Genomic DNA, 23,249 nt, shown 5'->3' on the forward strand with positions numbered 1-23,249 from the left:
GTCAGAATTAGAGCAAGAGCTAGGCATCACACCGTTTTGATAACTCCCATTCCCCTATCCAATATTAAAATTATAGGTGGGGGAATTTTAAATGACTATGTGGGGGAATTTTCAGTTGACAATTACAAAAGTAGACCTGGACCGAAAATTGGTCCGCAGCTCGAATTCTGGACCGCAAATAACGGTATGGAATATAAAATGAATGGCTGCGAGAAAACTGCTGCTTTTCCTGATTTGTAAGTTGCGGCTCTTATAAAACAAGGAAGGAGTAACTAATCACTGTATTAGCTACTTCTTCCTAGTTTACCGTACTATTAGATTTTTTTACATGAAGTGCCCGAATTCGCTCCGCCCAATATGTTTCATCATAATGGTGAACATACATTGGATCATCTGCTAGCCTCTTTAAGAAATCCGACTGAACTAAAATGGTAGATGCCTCTTTTCCAAAATGTTTTTCTAGTTCAAATTGAACATCTAAAATGAATTCCATGTCCATTTCATCGAAGTTATATTTATTTAATGTCAATGCGTTTCACCTCCATGTATTTAATACATTTTATTGCTTGTAATGTGTTTAGTGATAGTTGGTTACTGATTTCTGTATAGGGCATGATACCTTGATGAAATTGTTCAAAACTAATTCTCTGACTTTCTAGTCGCTTTAGAAGCGGTACAATCTTTCCGTCCGCCAGGGGACCACAAACATAGTCATCTTGATGATATAGACCGCCACGTTTACCAATTCTTCTACAATTATAAACAAAGTTGGCCCATAGTGTAGAAGGATTTTCAAACTCTTGCCCATTTAAACGGCTTAGTTTTTCAAAATCTAATTCCAGCACAATAATAGTTGGGAACAACATTTGGTTCATTTCTTTATAGTCGTGAAATTTCTTTAATGCCCACTTTTCTGCCTGGTTCATGTTATTTGTCACATAGAACCCTTGCCCAAAATCTGTAAATGTCCTACCTGCTGTTATATCTATATTGGCCACAATTTTATCTGCATAATCACTGATTGTGCCATGATAACTAATATTAAATTTTTCTAACAAGTTCCTGCTCCTCTAATTTCCCTTTCTTACATTATAGCATATTTTCTGGGGGGGAAATTACAAGTGAGTTTATTAGATCTATTTCAGAGAACTCTACCTGGGGAATCAGGCGACGATTTGAGCAGGTAAAAATCGCCATCAACCATACAAAATTCCTAGGTTATGATAAAGATGAAGATGGCAACTTGATCATTAACGAACCACAAGCCAAGATTGTCAGAAGGATATTTAACGATTATCTTGATAGGAAAGGGCCAAATCGAATTGCAAGGGAGCTTGAGGAAGAGCATGCTCCAAACTGGAACGGAACAGCCAAATGGTATGAAGGCAGCATCAGAAAGATGTTGAGTAATGAAAAGTATAAAGGCGATGCCCTTCTTCAAAAGACCTACACCGTTGATTATTTAACCAAGAAAAGAGTAGAGAACACTGGACAAGTTCCACGGTATTATGTGGAAGACAATCACCCCGCGATTATTGATAAGGACATGTGGGAAGCCGTACAGCTTGAAATGGAGAGAAAAAAGGTATTTGCAGAAAACCATGGATTTAAAAGAGTGGACTATGGAACCAGCGATAACCCATTTGCAGGAAAAGTGATATGTGGCGATTGCAGCAGGCCTTTGGCAGAAAGGTTTGGAACTCCAATGATGATCGGTTTAGAAGGAAGGTATGGAGATGTAACAAGAAGTATGCTGAGAAAGGGAAAAAGGGCTGCAACAACACGCACATTGAAGATAAAGTACTCTACCAAATTTTTATTAATGTTTTTAATGCCATCATAGATAACAGCGAGTATTTTATGCAAAAGTGGGAGGAAAAGAAAACTAGCGAGAATCTCCTCGAGAGATATAAAGCTAAGCAGTTTATTGAGATCATAAAAGATGCTACACCAATTACAGCGTTTGATGTAAATTTATTCTTTAAACTAGCCGAGAAGATGACGGTCAACAAAGAAGAGAAGGTGTGTAATTGTAACTTTGCTGGATGGAACAGAAGTTGAGTGCCAAACTGACAAATAAGAAAAGGGCTTGGAAATAGATCCAAGCCTTAATTTGTTCCTCCACTAACGCCCTCAATAGTTTAAGTTAAAAACCTCACAAAGTTTCAGTACCATTGCATTTCAATTAGCTTATAAATTTAATAATCAATCTGATATAATTTATATAAAGGTGGTGTTCCTTATGTTAGAAGAACAAAACAATGAACCTAAAAGAAAATATGAATGGTTAAGTAAATGGGCTAATATGACTGGTGAACGGGCTAGAATTGATGCAAAAGTAAATAACACGTATATCGTATATGAAAAAGGCGGTAAGCTTGTAAAGGAATTTCCTAATGGTGACATTGTTCCTCTAAAAAAAGACAGTGAATCTTAATGCACAGCCACAAACCAATATTTTTTGTGTTTGCAGGTAATAACGGAAGTGGTAAAAGTTTTAATAATGGATAAAATTGGTGTTGATATTAACATTGATCCAGATGCTATCACTCGAAGAATCGACCCAGATGGCTTATGAGATAACGATGTTTTATGTTGCATTAAGTAATGTCAGCCAAAACATTGAAAGGGTTGCAGTGAGAGTAAAGAATGGGGCCATAACATTCCTACTGAAGATATTATTAGAAGAAATAAAACGTCGTTTAAACATCTGTATGACTATGCCTACCTGATTGACAACCTTGTATTAATTGACAACAGTGAGGACGATGGGGAAATTGTATGGTCTCGACCTATTTGGGAACAGTGCAAAAAGAATTAAGATTAAGCCGATTTTCTAATGTAAGAAAATCGGCTTTTATTATTTTACTAACCGTAAGGATGTAAAATTCTTAATGTAGATATTTAAAAACCCTTTTTGAAAAACTTTATCAATTTCATCTCGGTCATAATCTAATATCCAATCATTGTACTCTTCATAAATTTCTCGTATTGTATCAGGCGAGGTAGCTAGCAAATCACACCCCCTATCATCATATACGTGAAATATAGTGTCCTTGCTAACATTTATGAAATATACGTCGTGAAAAATACTTGGTTTTAATCCCATATCTATATTACAGATTGCCTTTAGCATGGGAATATATTCAAATTGAGATGTTTTACACATTAGAAAAAATCTATGTGTTCTATACTACGGTTACGTATTGATGAATAGTGTAATATGCTACATTCGACGCATATTATTCAGTTGAGTTTGCAAAGTGTTTTAGTAATACTTATAATATATGTAATACAAAAAGATAAGTAAGGGGTGATGATGAATGGAATTAGTAAGTGGGAAGATGACGAGTAAAGGACAAATAACAATACCAAAAGAACTTAGAGAAAAGCTAGGTTTAAGTGAGGGCGACCAATTCAAATTTTTAATTGAAAACGATGAAGTGAGAATAGAACCAATTAAGAAGAAATTATTAAGTCAAGCAATTGGTAGAATTACTTCTGAAGAGTCAATTGATTTTGAAAAAATGAGAGAAATTGCTCGCCAAGAAGCATCTAAACATATTCTATCAGAGGGATTTGAACATGAATAAATTTCTAATTGATACAAATGTTCTTATACGACTGCTAGTTAAGGACGATCCAAATAAATTTAATACTATAGTGAAGCTTGTAGAGAAGGTAGAAAAAAATGAATTAACTTTAGTAATCCCTACTGTCGTAATTGCCGAATGCTGTTGGTTACTAAAGTCTTTCTATAAATTAGATAAACGCAAAATAACCGAATATTTATTAGATGTAATTGAATCTGAGAATGTTGAAGTAGAAGAAGATAATGTAGTCATTGCGCTTAAAATGTATTCGGATAAGAATGTGGATTTTGCTGATGCTTTAATTTCGAGTAAATCTAATAGAAAACTTCCTGTATTAACTTGGGATAGGAAAGATTTTAAAAAGTTGGACTGCGAATACTACATGCCAGAAGATTTATTGTAGTTGCATAGTTTAACGATACTGTTCAGAGGTGAATTATTTTATTTGAAAGTTAATTTTAGAAAAGGTTGACACATAAAAATCGGTATTATATAATTACCTCGAATTCGAGATAGTAAAAAGGAATGAAAATTATGGACAGTAAGGATATAAATAAATATGAAGAAGATTTGTCTTTAAAGGCATTTATTGTTTTATCGAGAGCATTACAATCGATTAAAAAGCGCGTGGAAGAAGACATAAAATGCTTAGGATTAAATCCAACTGAGTTTGCTGTTTTAGAATTAATCTATAGTAAAGGTGATCAGCCAATACAAAAAATTGGCGAAAAGGTTCTGATTGCAAGTAGTAGTATTACCTATGTTGTAGATAAGCTAGAGAAGAAAAATTTAATAGAGAGAAAGCCTTGTCCTAAAGATCGGCGGATAACTTATGCTGCTATAACAAATGATGGAACGGAACTGATGAACAAAGTCTTTCCAAAACATAAAGCAGCAATGAAAGAAATATTTGGTGGGTTAGACATGAAAGAAAAAGAAGTTTTAATTGAACAATTAAAAAAACTAGGTTTCCATGCGCAGAGTATGTAAATTTTTTTATGATAATGTCTCGAATTAATAATATATTAATTCGTAATAATTATTTGGACGAGTGATCATTGTCTAATGATTGGATTTGACTCTATAAGGGTTAAAAATGAAGTAAAGATAGGTGAACAAAACAATACTAGTTGCTATGTTGATACCACTCGGAAAGAAAATCTGCAAGTGAATTTGTAACTTATAACATAAAATAGGAGTGAAATGAAATGATTAAAAAAACAATTGGAATTCACCACATTACGACAATTGTAGGTCATCCGCAAGAAAATGTAGATTTTTATGCTGGTGTTCTAGGTTTACGTTTGGTGAAAAAGACTGTTAATTTTGATGATCCAGGTACTTACCACCTATATTTTGGTGATGAAGGCGGTAAACCAGGAACTATCATCACATTCTTTCCATGGGCAGGTGCTCGTCAAGGAGTAATCGGAGATGGTCAGGTAGGTGTTACTTCTTATGTCGTTCCTAAAGGGGCAATGACATTCTGGGAAAACAGACTAACAAAATTTAACGTTCCTTATAAAAAGATGAACCGTTTTGGAGAGGATTATTTGGAGTTTGATGATCCTCATGGACTTCACCTAGAAATAGTTGAAAGAGAAGGAGGGGACAAGAACAACTGGCAATTCGGGGAAATAACACCAGATAATGCAATAAAAGGATTTGGCGGAGCAACCCTTTTATCCAAACAACCAGAAAAAACAGCTGAATTATTAGAAAAGGTAATGGGGCTAGAAAAAGTTGGGGAAGAAGGAGGTTTTGTTCGTTTCCGTTCTTCAAGTGATATTGGAAATGTCATTGATTTGAAATTAACAACAATAGGAAGTGGACAAATGGGTGTAGGCACAGTTCACCATATTGCATGGAGAGCAATTGATGATAAGGATCAGTTAGAATGGCGAAAGTATATTGAGAAAAATGGATATGGTGTTACACCTGTACAAGACAGAAATTATTTTAATGCTATCTATTTTAGAGAACATGGGGAGATTCTATTCGAAATTGCAACAGACCCTCCAGGGTTTGCTCATGATGAATCACATGAAACTATGGGAGAACAGTTAATGTTACCAGTCCAATATGAACAATACAGAGAACAATTAGAAAATAGGTTGATACCAATAAAAGTAAAAGAACTTGATTAATTTTTTGTAAAGGAGTGATTCGATGCTTTCGATTGATCCGCGGACAAAAACGGAAAGAGAGAATTACAAATTTTTAATCGGCAGTATTATACCGAGACCAATTGCATTTGTTACCAGTTTAGCAGAAGATGCTACCTTAAACGGAGCACCTTTTAGTTATTTTAATATTGTATCTTCTAATCCACCAATGCTTTCCTTATCGATACAACGATCTGCAGGGGACCAGAAAGATACTGCTAGAAACATTAGGAAGAGTAAGGAGTTTGTGGTTCATATTGTCGATGAACAAAATGTTGAAAAAATAAATACGACTGCAGCAAATCTACCACCAAGTCAAAGTGAAGTTGAGTTAGCTAGGTTAACGCAAGTAGAAAGTGTAAAAGTCTCCGTGCCAGGTGTGAAAGAAGCAAAAGTTCGTATGGAATGTGTGCTGGAACATGCATTAGAGCTAGGGGACGAAGATATACCAGGGTGTGATTTTCTGATAGGAAGAGTGGTGCAATTTCACATTGATAACGATATTTATGAAAATGGGAAAATTGATCCTAGAGGTCTCGGTGCCATCAGCAGGTTAGCGGGGCATGATTATGCAAAAATTGGTGAAATCTTCACTAAGGAAAGACCCAAATAATTTTTGGGTGGATCTTACTTAAGAATGGAGTGAGTAGATTGTAGAAAACAGCAGGTATTCTCCATATTACAGCGATGGTTAATGATGCACAAAGAAATATAGACTTTTATTCTGGTGTTTTAGGGTTACGACTTGTGAAAAAGACAATAAACTTTGATCGGCCCGAAGTGTATCATCTTTATTTTGGAAATGATTCTGTTGGCCCAGGGACTGTAATTACCTTTTTTCCGGGAAGAAACAATGGAAAGGACGTATCGGATAGGTCAGGTAGGAGTAACAAGATATATCATTCCGACTAGTTCTGTTGAATTTTGGGAGCACCATTTGCATTTTCTAAACGTGAAAAATCATTATAAATATCTTGAAATAGAGATATATTAAGTGGTGATATTCAGGACAGAGATGAATAAAGCAAAAAGGGCGGGAACTTTTATAGATATAGAAATGAAATCATTTTTTTATCTATTATATCTCTAAATCAAGAGATATGAATTAATTATATTAGTAATATCTGAATAGGAACAAAAGAACAGGGAATCATTGAAATGGTTGATATTCAATGGAGGTGGTTCTTATAAGGAATAGAAAAATAAACAGAGGTGGGTGTAAAATATGGGATTTTTAGACAAACTATTTAGAAAACCAAAGGAGACGGATAATATGTCAAATGTAAAATTAGCTGTAGTTTTTTATAGCATGGGTGGAACAAACTATCAATTAGCAAAATGGGCGGAAGAAGGAGCAAAAGAAGTTGGTGCGGAGGTAAGAGTCTTAAAAGTTCAAGAATTAGCTCCACAATCGGTCATTGAGGGAAATGAAGTATGGAAATCAACCGTCGATGCAACAAAAGACGTTCCAGTAGTGACATCAGATGATGTAGAGTGGGCAGATGCAATTATTTTCAGTACACCAACACGTTTCGGGAACATGGCATCTCAAATGAAACAGTTTCTTGATACACAAGGTGCACTATGGGGAAGTGGTAAGACGGTTAATAAAGTTGTCAGTGCGATGTCTTCTGCGCAAAACCCACATGGTGGTCAGGAAGCAACAATATTGTCATTATATACATCTATGATGCACTGGGGTGCGATCATTGCTGCACCTGGTTACACGGACCCAGTACTATTTGGTGCAGGTGGAAATCCTTATGGAACAAGTGTAACAGTCGGCCAGGATGGTAAGATGATTGAAGATGTTGAAGCTGCAGTGAAACATCAAGCGAAACGTACTGTTACAGTAGCAGAATGGGTTGAAAAGGGAAATCAATAAATATTCGATATCGTAAAAGGCGCCAATCATTGGCTCCTTTTTAAAAGATACAAAACTATAAAAAGATTCAAGTGTGGATACCATCTTAGCAACAGCCACGTCCAGCTTCACCGCCCTGCGCATTTTTGGACCGAAAATCATTCAAATTGCCTTGTAAAATAACCACGGTACTTATTGATTAATCCTCAATTTCGGGTCTGTGGGTAAATTGACCTATCCATAGACTCGAAATTCAGGATGATAAGAAATTATTTCCCCTTGTCTAACATATTATTGATATACTTTATTATTTCATCAGGTTTTCCCGAGACTTTCTCATCACGAGCTATGTCTTTTTCAAGTTTTTCTTTTGATTTCTTAAGTACTTCTTGCTCCATGTTTTGTGGGACAACTACTACACCATTAACATAACATCGCCGATGATGATATCCCCAGGTTGGACAGAAATTCCGCCACTGATAGAGAAGGTTTAGTGAAGTTATACATTCCCCCAGACTAATTTCTAATGGATACAAATGTTCTTATACGACTGCTAGTTAAGGATGATCCGAATAAAAATGATAGAGAAGCTTGTAGAGAAAGCTAGTTATAAGTAAAAACTTTCTTATATCGGTTCAATGTGGGAGTTGAAAGATTGCAAAAAAGGTTATAGTATAATCCTTGGGAGAAAAGCAAGTCAATAATTTAAAGATGTTAGTTTAGTGAGGGCTTAGCAATGTGGTTCACTTTTCTAAGAGATACTTCATTTTCTTATGAATCTTCAATTTTTCCACATATTTATGTCCTATACTTATTTGAAAAGTAATAGAAGGAGGCACTACATGTACAAGGATCTGTTTAATATTTTTGGCTATACTGTGCAAACACATGGCGTTGTTTCGGTAATCGCGATCATGTTGGCATATGGGGTTGCACAAGTGCGAGTGAAAGGTACTCCGTTTGAGCAGCATTTAGATCGTTTTTTGGTATATGCAATTATTGGGGGAATTATAGGTGCGCGAATTTGGCACGTGTTTATTTTCCAATGGCCATACTTTTCCCAGAATCCAGGAGAAATATTGATGATATGGAAAGGTGGTATTTCGATACTTGGGGCAACGGTCGGTGGAATCGCCGTGCTAATCTGGTACAGTTATAAACATAAATTCAATTTTCTTGAGATTGCTGACTATTTGGCACCAGCATTGGTACTTGGTCAGGGGATTGGACGAGCTGCAGAGCTTTTAGCTGGTGATGTTTTTGGAAACCCAACTGGTGGAAATTATGGAATGGTTTATCCTGAGGGTACTGTTGCCTATTCCTATTTTGGTTCACAGCCGTTGTGGCCAGCTGATATATGGGAAGGACAGTTCCTTTTTGCCGTATTCGCTATACTCTACATCTTAAGTTCTAAAAACATACCAAAAGGATGGCTGTTTTTAACGTATATAATACTTTACTCGTTACAACGATTTATGTTTGAATTTCTTCGGGGAGACTCACCGAAATACTTCTTAAATCTATCTGCAGGACAATGGACAACGTTTTGGATTATTGTGCTAGCAGTAGTGTATGGAGCTTATCTTTATGTTCAACAAAAAAAGCTCGATGCAAAAAAATAACTATTCATCCGAAAAAACCCCGCTTCATTGCTATGAAATTTGAAGTTGGGGTTTTTATATCGTCTTAAAGTCATCTTCGGACATGAAGACAACTAACGGGTGCTAGAATAGTTTTTCTTCTAACTAAGGAGCGGTCGAAAGTTTTGTAAGTGAAAAGGCACAAATAGCATTTATAGCTATCTGTGTCTTTGTAATTTTTAATGGTATAATTAGATTAGATATCATGGTAAAGGTGATAAAGTGGATAAGCAAATTCTTGATTTACTTACTGAAATGAACAAAGAAATGAAAAGTATGAAGTCAGAAATGCAGAGTGTAAATTCAGAAATGAAAAGTATGAAATCAGAAATGCCATAATAGATTTGACACAATCGAACGGAAGTTGGAAGGTGTTGGGGGACAGTTTGAATTAACGAATGAATCAAGAATTACTAACGTGGATTTTATTGCTGATAAGGTAAACAAGCTAGAAAGAGAACTTTATGTATTGAAAAATAAAAGTAATAACTAAGAGTGCGAAAAGCGCTCTTTTTTTGAAAGATAAGAAAGTATAAAAAAATCCAAGAGCTGTCTAGCGCAGGGCGCCCTGCGCTATTCTCACTTAAGCTTGTCGGGGGGGAGTAAGGCGCGACCTGCGCTATTCTAATGAATAAAATGAATGATTACAATTCATATGGATTTAAACTAAAGGGTGAGCATCAGACGCGTGTTGCGGGGATTCATTCAATAGGAAAGGAAAATAGATCCAATGAGTTATATCAATGGGACGGACTAAGACGAAATGAGAGCGGGAGAATTGTCTTTCAATACACATTAGAAGGGCAAGGTGCGATTCGAATTGGAAAACAAACGCATCCTTTAAGTAAAGGTAAAGCTTTCTTCGTCGAAATTCCTAGTGATCACTGTTATTATTTGCCTGACGAATCCGTTCATTGGGAATTCATTTTTATTACGTTATATGGACAAGAAGCCGCGCGTTATTATCAGGAAATTACCGAGAAACATGGCCACATTTTAGACTTGGAGACGAATGCTAGACCAATTAAACACATATTTCACTTATTACATAAAGTGGAAACAACGGGTATTCATCACGCGTATGAATTATCGGGCTATGCCTATAGTTTCTTAATGGAATGCATGCAGTTTTTTGAACATGACCAAAATAAAGTCGATAAGCTGCCAGTAGCTATCGCAAAAACAATTAAATTTATGGAGCAACAGTATCAAGAGGATTTAACATTGGCTGATCTTGTTGATGTATCTGGATTGTCCAAATACCATTTTACTAGATTGTTCCATAAAACGGTAGATGACACCCCAATCAAATATTTAACAAAATTACGAATGAATCATGCCTTAGAGTTATTGCAAAATATGGACCTAACGATTGATGAAGTGGCGAGAAACGTAGGGTATGCTAACGCCAATTATTTTAGCAAAGTCTTTAAAAGTATAGTAGATGTCACACCTAGTGAATATCGCAATAGTAAATCAATTATGCCGGTAAATCAGTTATTTCTTGATTAAGAAATGAGCAATATTTTACTTATATTAAATTTTTTTACGATTGTAAAAACGCTTTCCTCCCCTTAATATTGTTGGTAAGACAACAATATTAGCATATGAATGATTGGAATATAAGGGGAGGAAAAAATATGTCTAAAATTACTTTTTTAGGAGCAGGAAGTACTGTGTTTGCCAAAAATGTACTTGGAGATTGTATGACAGTTGATGCGTTACAGGATTTTGAATTTGCTTTGTATGACATCGATCATGAGCGACTAAATGATTCAGAGATGATGTTAAATAACCTGAAGCAAAGCCTTAACTCGAATGTAACGGTAAAAGCCTACCATGATCGCAAGGAAGCATTACGTGGTGCCAAATACATTGTTAATGCCATTCAAGTAGGTGGCTATGATCCGTGTACAATTACCGATTTTGAAATACCGAAAAAGTATGGCTTACGGCAAACCATAGCAGATACGTTAGGGATTGGTGGGATATTCCGGAATCTAAGAACCATCCCTGTCATGCAGGAATTTGCTCGAGATATAAAGGAAGTTTGTCCAGATGCTTGGTTGTTGAACTACACAAATCCGATGGCAGTGTTAACGAATGTGATGCTGCGCGAGGGAATTAAGACGGTTGGTTTATGTCATAGTGTCCAAGTTTGCGCCGATCATTTGCTTGATTCCTTGGATATGCCGAAGGATAACATCCAATGGAAAATTGCCGGGATTAATCATATGGCGTGGTTGCTAGAAATTACTCGAAACGGTGAAGATTTATATCCAGAAATAAAGAAACGTGCGAAAGAGAAGCAAAAGGAAAAGCATCATGATATGGTTCGGTTTGAATTAATGGATAAGTTCGATTACTATGTAACAGAATCATCAGAGCATAATGCGGAATACCATCCATATTTTATTAAGAGTAACTATCCAGAGCTTATAGAAAAATATAATATTCCATTAGATGAATATCCGAGACGTTGTATCAACCAAATTGAGGGTTGGAAAAAGATGCGAGACGACCTTGTCCACGATAAAAATTTATACCACGAACGGACGCATGAATATGGATCTTATATTATCGAAGCAATGGAGACGGATAAACCATTTAAAATTGGTGGAAACGTATTGAATACGGGAAGACTAATAAGTAATTTGCCTGAAAACGCTGTGGTTGAAGTGCCGTGTTTAGTTGATGCTAGTGGTGTTACCCCAACCTATGTGGGCGATTTACCAGAGCAATGTGCAGCGTTAAATCGGACGAATATTAATACACAGTTATTAACTATCGAAGCTGCAATGACGCGAAAGAAGAGTAAGATCTATCAAGCAGCGATGCTCGATCCTCACACAGCAGCAGAGCTGTCTATTGATGATATCATTGCTCTATGTGATGATTTAATTGAAGAACACGGTGAATGGTTGCCAGAATATGAGTAGGTAATAGTAGGTTTAACCCCAATTCTTAAAAAGGATCTCTTTCCTATCTGGTCAGAGATTCTTTTTTTATTGAAAAAAGATGTGTAAACTAGTATCTTGGCTGCAAAGATAGTATCATGATGGAAAGATATAAGCTTTAAGTTGTGATAAAAGAGAAGGGGCGAAAACATGAAAAAAATAATTGGAGTAGATTTAGGAGGCACCACGACAAAATTTGCCATATTGAATGAAGCGGGAGAGATAGAACAGAAATGGAGTATTTCTACCGATATTGAACGTGAGGGAATAAACATTGTTCCGAATATAATCGATTCAATCAATCAGCAACTAAGTCAAAGTGGACTGTCATCGACCGATGTTCTCGGAATTGGCATGGGTTCTCCTGGTTCAGTTGATATTGACAAGGGAACAGTGATAGGTGCTTATAATTTGAATTGGAAAACTTTGCAGCAAGTGAAAGAACAGATAGAGGCTGGCACCAGTATTCCTTTTTACATAGATAACGATGCGAATGTAGCGGCATTGGGTGAACAGTGGAAGGGTGCTGGTGAAGGTAATGCCAATGTTGTCTTTATTACGTTAGGTACTGGTGTTGGCGGTGGAGTTGTTGCGGAAGGGAAACTTGTTCATGGTGCTGGCACTGCTGGTGAAATTGGTCATATGAATGTAGACCCGAATGGCTACGAATGTACGTGTGGAAATGTTGGCTGTTTAGAAACAGTTGCTAGTGCCACAGGTGTCGTTCACTTAGCACAAGATTATGCAGAGGGCTATGCTGGAGATTCCGAGTTAAAAGGCTTAATCGATCAGAAACAGGAAATAACTGCCAAAATAGTTTTTGATCAAGCAAAAAAACGCGACCCACTGGCTAAAAAGGTTGTTGATAAATTCTCGTTTTATCTTGGCCTTGCTTGCGGCAATATTGCTAACATTTTAAGTCCGAATGCGATTGTGATTGGTGGTGGTGTATCAGCTGCCGGAGACGTATTAGTTGATGGTGTTAGAGAGTACTTCGAAAAGTATGCCTTTCCACCAGTAAAAACAAGTACAGAAATTAAACTAGCACAGCTAGGAAATGATGCAGGCGTGATTGGTGCAGGGTCATTAGTTAAAATGAGTAGATAAAAATATAGGATCAGGTACCGAAATTGGCAAATGTCGAATGAAGGTATCTGATATTTTTTTATTTATAATAAAGTTTGTGATAATTAAAATTGTCGAAACATGAAAGCTTTTAAAATCATTTGTTGAAAGCGTTTACAATAGGGGGAGGTTATTTTATACTTAATAAAACCATTAGAAAAAGAAAGTGGGCTCCATAATCCCTGTCAAAAATCTACTAGCATTATTGTCAAGATATTAGTTCATAACATGGCTGTCAATTACTCATTTAGATTAAGAAGTGGCACTCATTAATTTGTTAATAAAGGCAATGGAAAAAGATAGTGAATCTTTAAAAGCGATTGACGTAAATACCCTAGGAGGAATGAAATAGGTGCAAAGACAAAGAACTGGAGATTTAAAATTAATTCAAGAATTAAATAGATCAATAATTTTAGATGTAATTCGAAAAAAAGGCCCCATTTCTAGAAGTGAAATTGCTAAAATTATTGATCTTAGTCCAACAACGGTAACTTCAGCAGTTTATGAATTAATTCAAGAGGGACTTGTTTATGAAGATGGTGTCGGGGTTTCAAACGGAGGAAGAAAACCTGTATTGTTACGGTTTAATCCTAACAATCACACAATTATTGGTCTATCTATCTCCAATTCTATGGTTAAAATAGCTGACATGAATTTGGAAGGCGAAGCATTGCGGAAAGAAATTTATCCTACCTACCAATACCAAGGGCAAGAAATGGTTGATCATATTTTAGAAGTAGTAGAGCAATTTCTATTTAAAAAAGCAGACATTGATAACTGTCAAGGTATTTCTGTGATTACGCCAGGGATTGTTGACGCACAAAACGGGGTGATTACATATAACTCAAAACTTAAATTATATGATGTACCACTGAAATCGTTGATAGAAGAAAGAACGCATTTACCCACATACGTAGACAATGATGCAAATGCTCTTGTGTTAGCCGAAAGTTATTTTGGTTCATTTAGCACTTATAAAGACCTTCTTTTTATCACAATTGGTGATGGAGTAGGTGCTGGGATGATGGTTAATGGTTCAGTATTCCGCGGTTTTATGGGCAGTTCTGGTGAATTTGGGCATACGACTGTTGTTCAAGATGGAGTAAGGTGCGAATGTGGTCAAACAGGATGTCTCGAAAACTATGTCAATTGGCCAGCCATCTATTCAAAAATTGTAACAGGGATTATGACCAAGGGACGAGATACAGTTATTACAGAAATGATTGATCACAATTTAAATAATATCCATCCTAAAGTGTTTGTGGATGCAGTTAATCAAGATGACGAACTAGTAATGGAGATCATGGAGGAAGTAATCCGATATCTATCAATCGCGATAAAAAATGCTGTTCACTTGTTTAATCCAGAAGTTGTCATTTTAAGCGGTGATATTATCCAAAACAATGTTGTTTTATTAGAAAAGATGAAAACTAGTGTTGCCAATCAAGTTATTCCAATTTTACAAGATAAGATAAATATTCAGTCAACATCATTAGGTCCTGAATTTGAATTATTAGGTACTGCAGCAGTTATATTTCATGGGAAATTCAAATTTCAATTATCGTAATTTTTAAGCGAAGGAACAAGCTAGTTATGGGGGAATTGCAAACAGCTCTTTATTATAGAAGGAGGAATTTAAATGTTAAAAGGGGTTAATCAATGGTGCTATCCTGAGGGGACGCCACTGGAAAAGGTGTTTGAATATAGTCGTGATGCGGGTTTTGATGCTGTCGAGTTAAATCTCAATCCGAATAATGGGGTTGGTTTAACAATGACGACATCGGAAGCAGAGGCGCAAGCTATTCTTGAGTTAGCGACGTCCTATCAATTGCAATTAAGAAGTATCTCGACTGGTCTGTTATGGCAATCGCCTCTGTCTGATGAAAATAAAACTGTTCGAGACCAAGGCAGACACGTTGTCGAAAAACAGATTCAATTAGCACACGCGATGGGAATGGATACTGTCCTAGTTGTTCCGGGTGCCGTCAGTGCTAAGACTTCGTATGAAAACTGTTATCGACGGAGTCAAGAGGAGTTAGCAAAATTGGTTCCAGTAGCCGAAAAATATCAGGTTCAGATTGGCATTGAAAACGTATGGAATAAATTTTTGCTGTCACCCTTGGAAATGGCGAGATTTATCGATGAACTAGATTCGGAGTATATTGGTGCTTATTTTGATGTCGGCAATGTGTTGCAGTTTGGCTATCCGGAACAATGGATTCGAACTCTAGGACAACGCATTAAGAAAATCCATGTAAAGGATTTTAATACTGCAGTCGGAAATATTACTGGGTTTGTCCCATTGTTAGTGGGTGATGTGAATTGGTTAGAGGTAAGGAAGGCATTAGCGGAAATTGGCTATGAGGACACTCTTACCGCCGAGCTTTCTCCTTATGCTGTCGGACCGCGATCGGCGGCTGAAGATACGGCAAGACATATGGAGACTATCATCCATCTAGAAACAAAAACTACCGTATAGGAGGAGACGTAATGAATAAGGTAAAAGTTGGTTTTGTAGGTGTTGGAGGAATAGCAGCTGAGCATTTGAAAAATATCGCCCAAAATCAGGATGCTGACATTGTAGCGGTATGTGACATCGTCAGTGAAAGCGCTACCAAATCTGGGGCGCAATATGACTGCCAATGGTATACAGACGTGGATGAGATGTTTCACAACGAGGAGCTAGACGCACTCTTTATCTGTGTTCCACCATTTGCGCATGGAAGCATCGAGGAAAGGGCCGCAGAGCTAGGAATCCATCTCATGGTTGAAAAACCAATCGGATTGGAGCTGGCGACAGTCCAAAGTAAACATGAAAAAATCAAACAAGCAAACATCCTTTGTGCAACGGGTTATTGCCTACGATATTTAGATACCGTTGCCGAAGCCAAGCGCTATTTGGAAGATAAAGAAATTGCAATGGTCCGCGGACATTATCTTACTTCCTTTGTCCCTACTCCCTGGTACCGAGAAATGGATAAATCAGGTGGTCAATTAGTCGAGCAAGCAACGCATACCTTAGACTTGATTCGCTATTTGACAGGGGAAATGACGAGTGTTTATGCCAACATGAGTTTGCAAGTATCAGAGGATATCCCTGGGATCGATATTCCTGACGTAACCTCCGTCAATTTCACTTTTGCCAATGGAGCGGTCGGCCATCTGGATAGTACGTTTACCCAGCCTGATCACCGAATGGGTGTGGAGATATTGGGTAAGGATTTTCGCGTCGTTGTAGATGGGGTAGAGGTGACAATTGTAGAAGTGGGTCGGACTATGACGTATAAATCGAAAGTCAACTTTTATGAAGAACAAGATAAAGCTTTTATTCAAGCAATTCTAACAAACAATGAAGACTTGATTCTTTCAAACTATGAAAATGGCCTGAAAACGTTGGGGGTTACGCTGGCTGCAAATGAATCACAACAAACGGGTAACCCTGTCCAAATCAAGGGTTGGCAGTCATCATTAGCGTAAAAAACCATTTCTTAAGGTAAAGGATGATTCGATGTTAAAGGTAGTAGTCGTAGGACTGGGGAAAATTGGCCAAAGACATTTAGACAATTGGGAACAGATTGATGGTTGCGAGATTGTTGGTCTGGTTAGCCGCAATCAGTATCAATTAGACCGATTTGGAAAAAAGTATCAAGCAAAAACAGGATTTGAACTAAAGGGGTTGCTTAACAGGATAGACGCAGATGTAGTGGACATCTGTTTACCGACCTATCTTCATTTTACCAATGTGAAAGCAGCTGCAGAGGCAAAAGTGAATATTATTTGTGAAAAACCATTAGCTTTGCATGTCAAAGAAGCGAGAGAAATGATTCACATATGCCAACAAAATCAAGTCCAATTGTACGTTGGTCAAACACTCAGGTTTTTTCCTGCTTATGCGGAGGCGCACAATCAGGTTAAAAACGGGGCAATTGGCAACCCGGGTGTAGTTCGTCTTTCTCGAGGAACAGCTTATCCTGGAGAAAAGAGCTCATGGTACGGGGATGCCAGTAAAAGTGGCGGGGTAATCCTGGATTTAGGGGTTCATGATTTTGACTGGCTAATCTGGACGTTTGGTGATGTCGAAAGGGTGATGGCCCGCCATATCCAAAAACGTCTAGATAGCGAGAATGAATGGGAGTATTCGCTAGTTACTTTGCGAATGGCGAATGGAACGATTGCCCATGTCGAACTATCCTGGGCCAAACAAGGTTTAGAAACATCCTTTGAAATAGCTGGTGATAAAGGGATGTTGGTAAATAGTAGTAAAGAAACTGTGCCAATCCAGTTGATGAACCGAAGCGAAACAAGTGCTGCGAGTTATCTACCCAACAATCAACTAGAAGAGTCACCTTTTTTAAAACAGCTAAGCCATTTTAAAGATTGTTTAGAAGGTAAAACGGAGCCAATTGTAACAGCAAAGGATTCGGCAAAAGCGATAGAGGTTGCGGAGGCTGCGATTCTTTCAGCGTCATTAGGGCAGCCAGTAAATTTAGTCGAAAAGGGGGCTTTAAGGTGAAGGTAGGGATCATCAGCTTTGCTCATATGCATGCCCAGAGTTATGCCAAGCATTTACTAAATCTAAATCATCCGGACGTTTCATTGTCTGCAATTTGGGATGAGGACCAACAGCGAGGGGAGGCGATGGCAACACAATATCAGAGCGACTATTACCAAGATTTAGATGCCTTTTTACAAACGGATATCGAGGCGGTTGTAATTTGTTCCGAAAACGCAAACCATAAACTCCATGTAACCAAAGCAGCACGGGCGAAAAAGCATATTTTGTGTGAAAAGCCGATTGCAACAGAAATAGACGATGCTAAGGAAATGATTGCTGTTTGTCGTGAGGAAGATGTGACTTTGCAAGTGGCTTATCCTGTTCGGTTTTCGCCAGTGATCAAGCGGGTTAAAGAAATCGTGACATCAGGGCAAATTGGGGATGTTGTTGCCATAAATGGAACGAATCATGGTCAAATGCCGGGTGGATGGTTTGTGGATAAATCTTTGTCTGGTGGTGGTGCCGCTACAGATCATATTGTTCACATAATGGATCTCGTCCGATGGCTGTTAAACGATGAAGTGAAAAGTGTTTATGCTGAACTCGATACCCGTTTTTATGATATTGAGGTGGAGGATTGTGGCATTGTCTCACTTGAATTGGAATCGGGAGTCATCGTTACGATTGATCCAAGCTGGTCAAGACCAAAAACTTTTCCAACCTGGGGAGACGTCACGGTGGAGATTACCGGAACAAAAGGAAACCTCTCGGTTGATGCGTTGAAGCAACATTCCTTGTATTACAACGATGCCGACCAACAAGTGCAACAATTGCCATGGGGATCGGACATAGATGGAAAGTTAATCGATGACTTTATCGATTGTGTAAAGTCAGGGCGAGACCCATCGATTTCGGGGGAAGATGGGTTGAGAACCTTGGAGGTAGTCAAAGCTGCTTATCGATCAGCACATCAGAAACAGTCGCTTCTATTGGAGCGAGTTGAAATCTGAAACCATAGCTAAGGATTATTTGGATAGGAGTGATGTTATGGCAGTAAAACAAAGTGCAGTTCCTAAGAAAAAATTATTCACCTCAAAGGATTGGGCTGGTTATGTTTTCTCTGCTCCTTTATTGATTGGCATACTAGGCTTTGCCATCTATCCGATGGTAGCAGCATTCATCATGAGTTTCCAAAAAACATCGAACTCTTTGGTGGGTGAATGGGTGGGTATTAGTAATTACGTGTATGTATTAACAGATCAGATCTTTTGGCAGTCAATTTACAACACATTTTATATGGGGATATTATCAGTTGTGCTTGGTGTCATCCTTTCTTTCGTGTTAGCTAGTTTAATCTATAATGTCCCGTCTAGTAAATGGCGAAATTTTTTTAAGGGTGTTTATTTCTTGCCTAATGTTGTTTCGCTTGTTGCCACTAGTATTTTATTTACCTTTTTATTCAACCCCGGTAAAGAGGGTCTCTTAAACTTTTTTATTGGGTTGTTTGGATTTGATCCAATTGGCTGGTTTACAGATCCCACATATTCAAGATTTAGTATCGTGTTAATGACACTGTGGGGGATGCTCGGGTACAATACTATTATTTTTATAGCTTCCTTGACTAGTGTACCTAGGGATTTGTATGAAGCAGCGGAAATAGACGGGGCAAATTGGTTTAAAAAGTGGTTTTATATTACAGTTCCTTATTTAAAACCAATCATCATGTTTATGGTCATAATCGGGACAATAAACGCAATGAAACGGTTTACGGATGTTTGGTTAATTGGTGGGACAGCTGGAAATCCAGCGGGCTCCTTAATGACCGCAGTATTATATATCTATCGAAATGGATTTCTCTCTTCACAAATGGGAATTGCAACAGCAGCCTCTTATATTTTATTTATGTTTATTCTCGTCTTGACGATTGTGTTATTAATATCGAATAGGAAAAATAATTTTGATTAGGAGGGATATAAATGAAGACTGTACCGATAGATTCTGAAATTAAAAAAAATCAAGTGATAGCATATAAATCAATTAAAAAAACGCGATTGGTCGGTAATATTGTGCTAACAGGAATTCTTTTATTTGGCTCCCTCATCATGATTATTCCTTTCCTGTGGATGGTTTTAACAAGCTTTGACTGGCAAGCGCGTTTGAATATCCCATTTCCTCCTAGATTTTGGCCGAAAGAATTTTCTATCAGAACTTACACGCTTGCATTTTCTAACATTCCAATGATGAAATATATCTTTAATTCATTGCTTATATCTATTGGAGTGATAGTGGTTAGTTTATCTTCCGCACTTATGTCTGGCTATGCGATCTCAAAATTAAAGTTTAAAGGATCGACCATTGTGTTGGTCTTAGCATTGAGTACGATGATGATACCTTTTGAGATGACAATGATTCCACAATATTTATTGTTTTCAAAGTTAAGTTTGCTAGATTCTTATTGGGCTTTTTATTTACCTGCACTTAATTTTGCGTTTGGAACTTTTTTGTCCAAATCTTTCGTAGATCAGATTCCTGCTTCCCTGCGAGAAGCGGGAATTATAGATGGAGCGAGTGAATTTATCGTATTTTTAAAGATTTACTTGCCGTTGTGTTTACCGATTTTGGCAACGATGGTCATTTTACAATTCTTAGCTGTTTGGAACGATTTACTTTGGCCGTTATTGGCGTTACAGACACCAGACAAATTTACAATCCAACTAGGTTTGGCGATGTTTTCCTATAATAAGGATTTACCATTACCTTCTGTCATCATGGCTGCAACAACAGTTAGTTTGCTTCCAGTTATTCTTACGTATTTATTCCTACAACGATATATTGTTGAAAGTATAGCGTTGTCCGGAATTAAACAATAATTGGGGAAGGAGGCATATTTATTCAATTTATCTATCTTGATATTTTAATGTAGTCAAAATTTAAAAGGGGTGGAGTTATGAAATTGAAGCTTTTCCTTGTTGTTTGCATGTTATCTGTTTTTACATTAGCTGCATGTTCCTCTGAATCTGGTAGTGTTGAAGGTCAAAACAGTGATATTGAAGTTGTTTCTGATATAGAGGGGACAGTTCGGGTTGCATTAGCAGGGTTTCAATTAGAAGACGGGATGGATCCAATTACGGGTGTGGAGAACAAAGGAATGAAGACATTCATCAAGGAACAGTTTACGCCACGTTATCCGAATATTAAAGTAGAGCTTACCCAAGTTCCCTGGGAGAATGCAAAAGCCAAACAAACGGCTATGTTGCAGTCCGGAGACGTCGATGTTTTGTATTCAGGAGGGGCATTTGCATCGCAATGGAATCAGAAAGGTTTATTAAAACCACTGGATGGTTTGATAGAAAATGATGATAGCTTTGATTCTAGTTTATATTTAGAAGGTTTATGGAAAGGTTCCTATAGTACAAAGTCCTTCGATAAAACAGTCCATTTTGGTATTCCGGCAGTATTGGGTCGACGAGTCACGATTTATGATCAAGAAATATTTGACCAGTGGGGGGTAGAGCCTCTTTCTGAAAATCCAAGTCCACAAGAGGTTTTGGAAAAAGCAAAGCAAATGACAGGCGAAAACCCAGAAACAGGAAAGCAGAACTACGGCTTATGGTTTGATGGTAAAAGTTTAAATGCATCAACATTTGTTGCCTTGACACATGCTTTTGGAGCACCAGGTGCTGAGGGTTCATTGGATGATTTAGCAAACATAAAATGGAAATTGAACAGTCCAGAAATGGTAAAAGTGTTGGAATGGATAGAAGAGGCTGCACAGTTACCACCTTCTGGTTTCGTCAATGCAGAAGGTGCAGAGAACTTTGGGATTGAAGGCAATGATATTGCTATAAGACTGGATGGTTCTGGCGCAGCTACAATGGGTGAAGTTCGTGCTACAGATGATGATGCGTTAATTGATCGATTTAAGCCAGTTTTAAATCTTGGACCAGATGGTCAAGGATGGGTAGCGGTTGATCCATATGTCATGGCAAAAGACGCACAAAACGTTGAAGCCTCCTGGGAGGTACTTAAATTTCTAACAGGTTATGAAGCACAAAAGCATAACTATGAAAATTATACCATGACGCCAACACTTGCCGACGCAGACTTTGTGAGTGATCAAGACACTTTTATGAAAGTAGCTGCAGATATTGCTTCGGTCACTAAATCGACGTTAATGGATGAAGCAAATCCTTTCTTCAGTAGTGAAATTACACCAGCTATAAACGGATTTATAAGTAAAGCAAGTAACGGTAATGCACCAGAAATTCAACCTTTCTTAGATAATCTACAGGAGCGTGCAGAAAAGTGGTCAGCAAATCAATAGGAACAGGTAAATCAAATGCCTTGCTTTCCTAGTTTTGCCTAAAACAAACACTTTTTGTTTGCTGTCTGAAAAATAATTTACAAGAACAGACATGTTACTTGTGAAGAGAAATTAGATTAGGTGTGACTTGTAGCCACACCTAATTATAGTCTACAACAGGAGGTATGATGATGAAGTTAGGATTAAGCTCCTACAGTTTGTTTTCCGCATTAAAAGCTAAGGAAATCACAATCTTGGAAGCGATTCAATGGGTGGCGGATCAAGGGGGTGAACATATCGAGATTGTCCCCAATCTTGGATTTACGTTAGATGAAGTGAACTTAGTCGACGAAATTAGAGACAAAGCAGCTGAGGTTGGGATTGCAATCTCTAATTATGCCATTGGTGCTGATTTTCTCAAAGAGGAGGAAGCTAGCTATCAAGCCGAAATTGAACGTGTCCAACGAGAAGTAGATATTGCGAATCGACTCGGTGTGAAGCTGATGCGCCATGACGTTGCTTCCCGCCCAATTCAGGAATGTACGATTAAACAATTTGAAGAGGATTTGCCAAGACTGGTTGCAGCCTGTCAACAAATTGCCGATTATGCTGCCCAATATGGAATTACGACGAGTGTGGAAAACCATGGTTATTTTGTGCAAGCAAGTGATCGAGTGCAAACGCTGATTAACCACGTTGATCGGGCTAATTTTCGAACAACATTAGATGTTGGTAATTTCTTATGCGCCGATGAAAATCCAGTCGCTGCCGTTAAAAAGAACATTGCTTTTGCCACGATGGTCCATATTAAAGACTTTTACCACAGGCCAGCGTCCCAATATCCTGGTGAGGGGTGGTTACAGACAATTGCCGGAGACTACTTACGCGGTTCCATTATTGGCCATGGGGATATTAACCTAAGAGAGATTTTAAAAATAATAAAAGAATCCGGATATGATGGCTATATTTCCGTTGAATTTGAAGGGATGGAAGAATGTCAACAAGGGTCTAAATTAAGCATGGACAATGTCCGCAGGCTTTGGAAGCAAATGGATTGATAGCTTGAATTTAAAAGTTTACACGCTAGTCCCTGCTAGACCTTTGAAA

General features: G+C 37.7%; 25 protein-coding genes and 2 pseudogenes. 24 read left to right on the plus strand and 3 right to left on the minus strand.

Features of this window, described 5'->3' with window-relative positions:
- Window positions 1–240, plus strand: a 240-nt coding sequence (locus NC799_RS14075) for a hypothetical protein (RefSeq protein WP_272447078.1), incomplete at its 5' end; no start/stop codon positions are given.
- Window positions 241–298: 58 nt separating this feature from the next.
- Here the strand turns inward: NC799_RS14075 and NC799_RS14080 are convergent.
- Both NC799_RS14080 and NC799_RS14085 read right to left on the minus strand, forming a co-directional pair.
- Window positions 299–529, minus strand: a complete 231-nt coding sequence (locus NC799_RS14080) for a hypothetical protein (protein ID WP_272447079.1) — start codon at window positions 527–529, stop codon at window positions 299–301.
- The gene (locus tag NC799_RS14085) at window positions 516–1,058 is read right to left on the minus strand and encodes a DUF3990 domain-containing protein (RefSeq protein WP_272447080.1); all 543 of its coding nucleotides are present in this window, start codon (window positions 1,056–1,058) and stop codon (window positions 516–518) included. The genes NC799_RS14080 and NC799_RS14085 overlap by 14 nt, the downstream gene beginning before the upstream one ends.
- Window positions 1,059–1,243: 185 nt before the next feature.
- Between NC799_RS14085 and NC799_RS14090 the strand changes: the two genes are divergently transcribed.
- The 3 genes from NC799_RS14090 to NC799_RS14100 all read left to right on the plus strand — a co-directional run bounded on the left by NC799_RS14090 (window position 1,244) and on the right by NC799_RS14100 (window position 2,437).
- Complete coding sequence (locus tag NC799_RS14090; RefSeq protein WP_272447081.1) at window positions 1,244–1,843, plus strand: recombinase family protein; 600 nt, start codon at window positions 1,244–1,246, stop codon at window positions 1,841–1,843.
- A 17-nt stretch (window positions 1,844–1,860) separates the two neighbouring features.
- The gene (locus NC799_RS14095; RefSeq protein WP_272447082.1) at window positions 1,861–2,061 is read left to right on the plus strand and encodes a hypothetical protein; all 201 of its coding nucleotides are present in this window, start codon (window positions 1,861–1,863) and stop codon (window positions 2,059–2,061) included.
- A gap of 181 nt (window positions 2,062–2,242) precedes the next feature.
- The gene (locus NC799_RS14100; protein WP_272447083.1) at window positions 2,243–2,437 is read left to right on the plus strand and encodes a hypothetical protein; all 195 of its coding nucleotides are present in this window, start codon (window positions 2,243–2,245) and stop codon (window positions 2,435–2,437) included.
- Between the two features lie 423 nt (window positions 2,438–2,860).
- On the opposite strand, the pseudogene NC799_RS14110 reads toward NC799_RS14100, so the two are convergent.
- Window positions 2,861–3,193, minus strand: a pseudogene (locus tag NC799_RS14110) (DUF3885 domain-containing protein); the annotation flags it as partial.
- Window positions 3,194–3,323: 130 nt separating this feature from the next.
- Here NC799_RS14110 and NC799_RS14115 point away from each other — a divergent pair.
- The 20 genes and pseudogenes from NC799_RS14115 to NC799_RS14210 all read left to right on the plus strand — a co-directional run bounded on the left by NC799_RS14115 (window position 3,324) and on the right by NC799_RS14210 (window position 23,200).
- Window positions 3,324–3,593 carry an AbrB/MazE/SpoVT family DNA-binding domain-containing protein gene (locus NC799_RS14115; RefSeq protein ID WP_272447084.1) on the plus strand — a complete coding sequence of 90 codons (270 nt, stop codon included), beginning with the start codon at window positions 3,324–3,326 and terminating at the stop codon, window positions 3,591–3,593.
- Entirely contained in the window at window positions 3,586–3,996 is a 411-nt protein-coding gene (locus tag NC799_RS14120) for a PIN domain-containing protein (RefSeq protein ID WP_272447085.1), read from the plus strand. Before NC799_RS14115 ends, NC799_RS14120 begins: the two co-directional genes overlap by 8 nt.
- 131 nt (window positions 3,997–4,127) lie before the next feature.
- Window positions 4,128–4,583, plus strand: a complete 456-nt coding sequence (locus NC799_RS14125) for a MarR family winged helix-turn-helix transcriptional regulator (protein ID WP_272447086.1) — start codon at window positions 4,128–4,130, stop codon at window positions 4,581–4,583.
- Window positions 4,584–4,801: 218 nt separating this feature from the next.
- Window positions 4,802–5,740, plus strand: coding sequence for a ring-cleaving dioxygenase (locus NC799_RS14130; RefSeq protein WP_272447087.1), 939 nt, complete (start codon window positions 4,802–4,804; stop codon window positions 5,738–5,740).
- 22 nt (window positions 5,741–5,762) lie between these two features.
- Complete coding sequence (locus NC799_RS14135) at window positions 5,763–6,371, plus strand: flavin reductase family protein (RefSeq protein WP_272447088.1); 609 nt, start codon at window positions 5,763–5,765, stop codon at window positions 6,369–6,371.
- 74 nt (window positions 6,372–6,445) lie between these two features.
- A pseudogene (locus NC799_RS14140) lies at window positions 6,446–6,713 on the plus strand (VOC family protein); the annotation flags it as partial.
- A gap of 318 nt (window positions 6,714–7,031) precedes the next feature.
- A complete protein-coding gene (gene wrbA, locus NC799_RS14145; protein ID WP_272447089.1) occupies window positions 7,032–7,643 on the plus strand; it encodes an NAD(P)H:quinone oxidoreductase in 612 nt (203 codons plus the stop codon).
- 821 nt (window positions 7,644–8,464) lie between these two features.
- Window positions 8,465–9,244, plus strand: a complete 780-nt coding sequence (gene lgt, locus NC799_RS14150) for a prolipoprotein diacylglyceryl transferase (protein WP_272447090.1) — start codon at window positions 8,465–8,467, stop codon at window positions 9,242–9,244.
- 645 nt (window positions 9,245–9,889) lie between these two features.
- The gene (locus NC799_RS14155) at window positions 9,890–10,774 is read left to right on the plus strand and encodes an AraC family transcriptional regulator (RefSeq protein ID WP_272447091.1); all 885 of its coding nucleotides are present in this window, start codon (window positions 9,890–9,892) and stop codon (window positions 10,772–10,774) included.
- A 128-nt stretch (window positions 10,775–10,902) separates the two neighbouring features.
- A complete protein-coding gene (gene melA / locus NC799_RS14160) occupies window positions 10,903–12,201 on the plus strand; it encodes an alpha-glucosidase/alpha-galactosidase (protein ID WP_272447092.1) in 1,299 nt (432 codons plus the stop codon).
- A gap of 168 nt (window positions 12,202–12,369) precedes the next feature.
- The gene (locus NC799_RS14165) at window positions 12,370–13,326 is read left to right on the plus strand and encodes an ROK family glucokinase (protein WP_272447093.1); all 957 of its coding nucleotides are present in this window, start codon (window positions 12,370–12,372) and stop codon (window positions 13,324–13,326) included.
- Between the two features lie 370 nt (window positions 13,327–13,696).
- Window positions 13,697–14,911 (plus strand): ROK family transcriptional regulator, encoded by a 1,215-nt coding sequence (locus NC799_RS14170; RefSeq protein ID WP_272447094.1) that lies wholly within the window; start codon window positions 13,697–13,699, stop codon window positions 14,909–14,911.
- Window positions 14,912–14,983: 72 nt separating this feature from the next.
- Complete coding sequence (locus tag NC799_RS14175) at window positions 14,984–15,823, plus strand: sugar phosphate isomerase/epimerase family protein (RefSeq protein ID WP_272447095.1); 840 nt, start codon at window positions 14,984–14,986, stop codon at window positions 15,821–15,823.
- 11 nt (window positions 15,824–15,834) lie between these two features.
- A complete protein-coding gene (locus tag NC799_RS14180) occupies window positions 15,835–16,821 on the plus strand; it encodes a Gfo/Idh/MocA family protein (protein WP_272447096.1) in 987 nt (328 codons plus the stop codon).
- A gap of 31 nt (window positions 16,822–16,852) precedes the next feature.
- A complete protein-coding gene (locus NC799_RS14185; protein ID WP_272447097.1) occupies window positions 16,853–17,857 on the plus strand; it encodes a Gfo/Idh/MocA family protein in 1,005 nt (334 codons plus the stop codon).
- Entirely contained in the window at window positions 17,854–18,849 is a 996-nt protein-coding gene (locus tag NC799_RS14190) for a Gfo/Idh/MocA family protein (RefSeq protein ID WP_272447098.1), read from the plus strand. Before NC799_RS14185 ends, NC799_RS14190 begins: the two co-directional genes overlap by 4 nt.
- Before the next feature lie 37 nt (window positions 18,850–18,886).
- The gene (locus NC799_RS14195) at window positions 18,887–19,804 is read left to right on the plus strand and encodes a carbohydrate ABC transporter permease (RefSeq protein WP_272447099.1); all 918 of its coding nucleotides are present in this window, start codon (window positions 18,887–18,889) and stop codon (window positions 19,802–19,804) included.
- Window positions 19,805–19,815: 11 nt separating this feature from the next.
- On the plus strand, window positions 19,816–20,709 hold the full coding sequence (locus NC799_RS14200) for a carbohydrate ABC transporter permease (protein ID WP_272447100.1): 894 nt from the start codon (window positions 19,816–19,818) through the stop codon (window positions 20,707–20,709).
- A gap of 77 nt (window positions 20,710–20,786) precedes the next feature.
- A complete protein-coding gene (locus tag NC799_RS14205; RefSeq protein WP_272447101.1) occupies window positions 20,787–22,163 on the plus strand; it encodes an ABC transporter substrate-binding protein in 1,377 nt (458 codons plus the stop codon).
- 170 nt (window positions 22,164–22,333) lie between these two features.
- Window positions 22,334–23,200: a sugar phosphate isomerase/epimerase family protein gene (locus tag NC799_RS14210; protein ID WP_272447102.1), complete on the plus strand. Its 867-nt coding sequence runs from the start codon at window positions 22,334–22,336 to the stop codon at window positions 23,198–23,200.
- Window positions 23,201–23,249: the final 49 nt, after the last annotated feature.

It is taken from the genome of Aquibacillus salsiterrae (assembly GCF_028416595.1).
GTDB lineage: Bacteria > Bacillota > Bacilli > Bacillales > Amphibacillaceae > Aquibacillus_A > Aquibacillus_A salsiterrae.

Coding starts and splice junctions, on each gene's coding strand:
- NC799_RS14095 (WP_272447082.1), top strand. CDS start 1,861: ATGCAAAAGTGGGAGGAAAAGAAAACTAGCGAGAATCTCCTCGAGAGA.
- NC799_RS14100 (WP_272447083.1), top strand. CDS start 2,243: ATGTTAGAAGAACAAAACAATGAACCTAAAAGAAAATATGAATGGTTA.
- NC799_RS14115 (WP_272447084.1), top strand. CDS start 3,324: ATGGAATTAGTAAGTGGGAAGATGACGAGTAAAGGACAAATAACAATA.
- NC799_RS14120 (WP_272447085.1), top strand. CDS start 3,586: ATGAATAAATTTCTAATTGATACAAATGTTCTTATACGACTGCTAGTT.
- NC799_RS14125 (WP_272447086.1), top strand. CDS start 4,128: ATGGACAGTAAGGATATAAATAAATATGAAGAAGATTTGTCTTTAAAG.
- NC799_RS14130 (WP_272447087.1), top strand. CDS start 4,802: ATGATTAAAAAAACAATTGGAATTCACCACATTACGACAATTGTAGGT.
- NC799_RS14135 (WP_272447088.1), top strand. CDS start 5,763: ATGCTTTCGATTGATCCGCGGACAAAAACGGAAAGAGAGAATTACAAA.
- wrbA (WP_272447089.1), top strand. CDS start 7,032: ATGTCAAATGTAAAATTAGCTGTAGTTTTTTATAGCATGGGTGGAACA.
- lgt (WP_272447090.1), top strand. CDS start 8,465: ATGTACAAGGATCTGTTTAATATTTTTGGCTATACTGTGCAAACACAT.
- NC799_RS14155 (WP_272447091.1), top strand. CDS start 9,890: ATGAATAAAATGAATGATTACAATTCATATGGATTTAAACTAAAGGGT.
- melA (WP_272447092.1), top strand. CDS start 10,903: ATGTCTAAAATTACTTTTTTAGGAGCAGGAAGTACTGTGTTTGCCAAA.
- NC799_RS14165 (WP_272447093.1), top strand. CDS start 12,370: ATGAAAAAAATAATTGGAGTAGATTTAGGAGGCACCACGACAAAATTT.
- NC799_RS14175 (WP_272447095.1), top strand. CDS start 14,984: ATGTTAAAAGGGGTTAATCAATGGTGCTATCCTGAGGGGACGCCACTG.
- NC799_RS14180 (WP_272447096.1), top strand. CDS start 15,835: ATGAATAAGGTAAAAGTTGGTTTTGTAGGTGTTGGAGGAATAGCAGCT.
- NC799_RS14185 (WP_272447097.1), top strand. CDS start 16,853: ATGTTAAAGGTAGTAGTCGTAGGACTGGGGAAAATTGGCCAAAGACAT.
- NC799_RS14195 (WP_272447099.1), top strand. CDS start 18,887: ATGGCAGTAAAACAAAGTGCAGTTCCTAAGAAAAAATTATTCACCTCA.
- NC799_RS14200 (WP_272447100.1), top strand. CDS start 19,816: ATGAAGACTGTACCGATAGATTCTGAAATTAAAAAAAATCAAGTGATA.
- NC799_RS14205 (WP_272447101.1), top strand. CDS start 20,787: ATGAAATTGAAGCTTTTCCTTGTTGTTTGCATGTTATCTGTTTTTACA.
- NC799_RS14210 (WP_272447102.1), top strand. CDS start 22,334: ATGAAGTTAGGATTAAGCTCCTACAGTTTGTTTTCCGCATTAAAAGCT.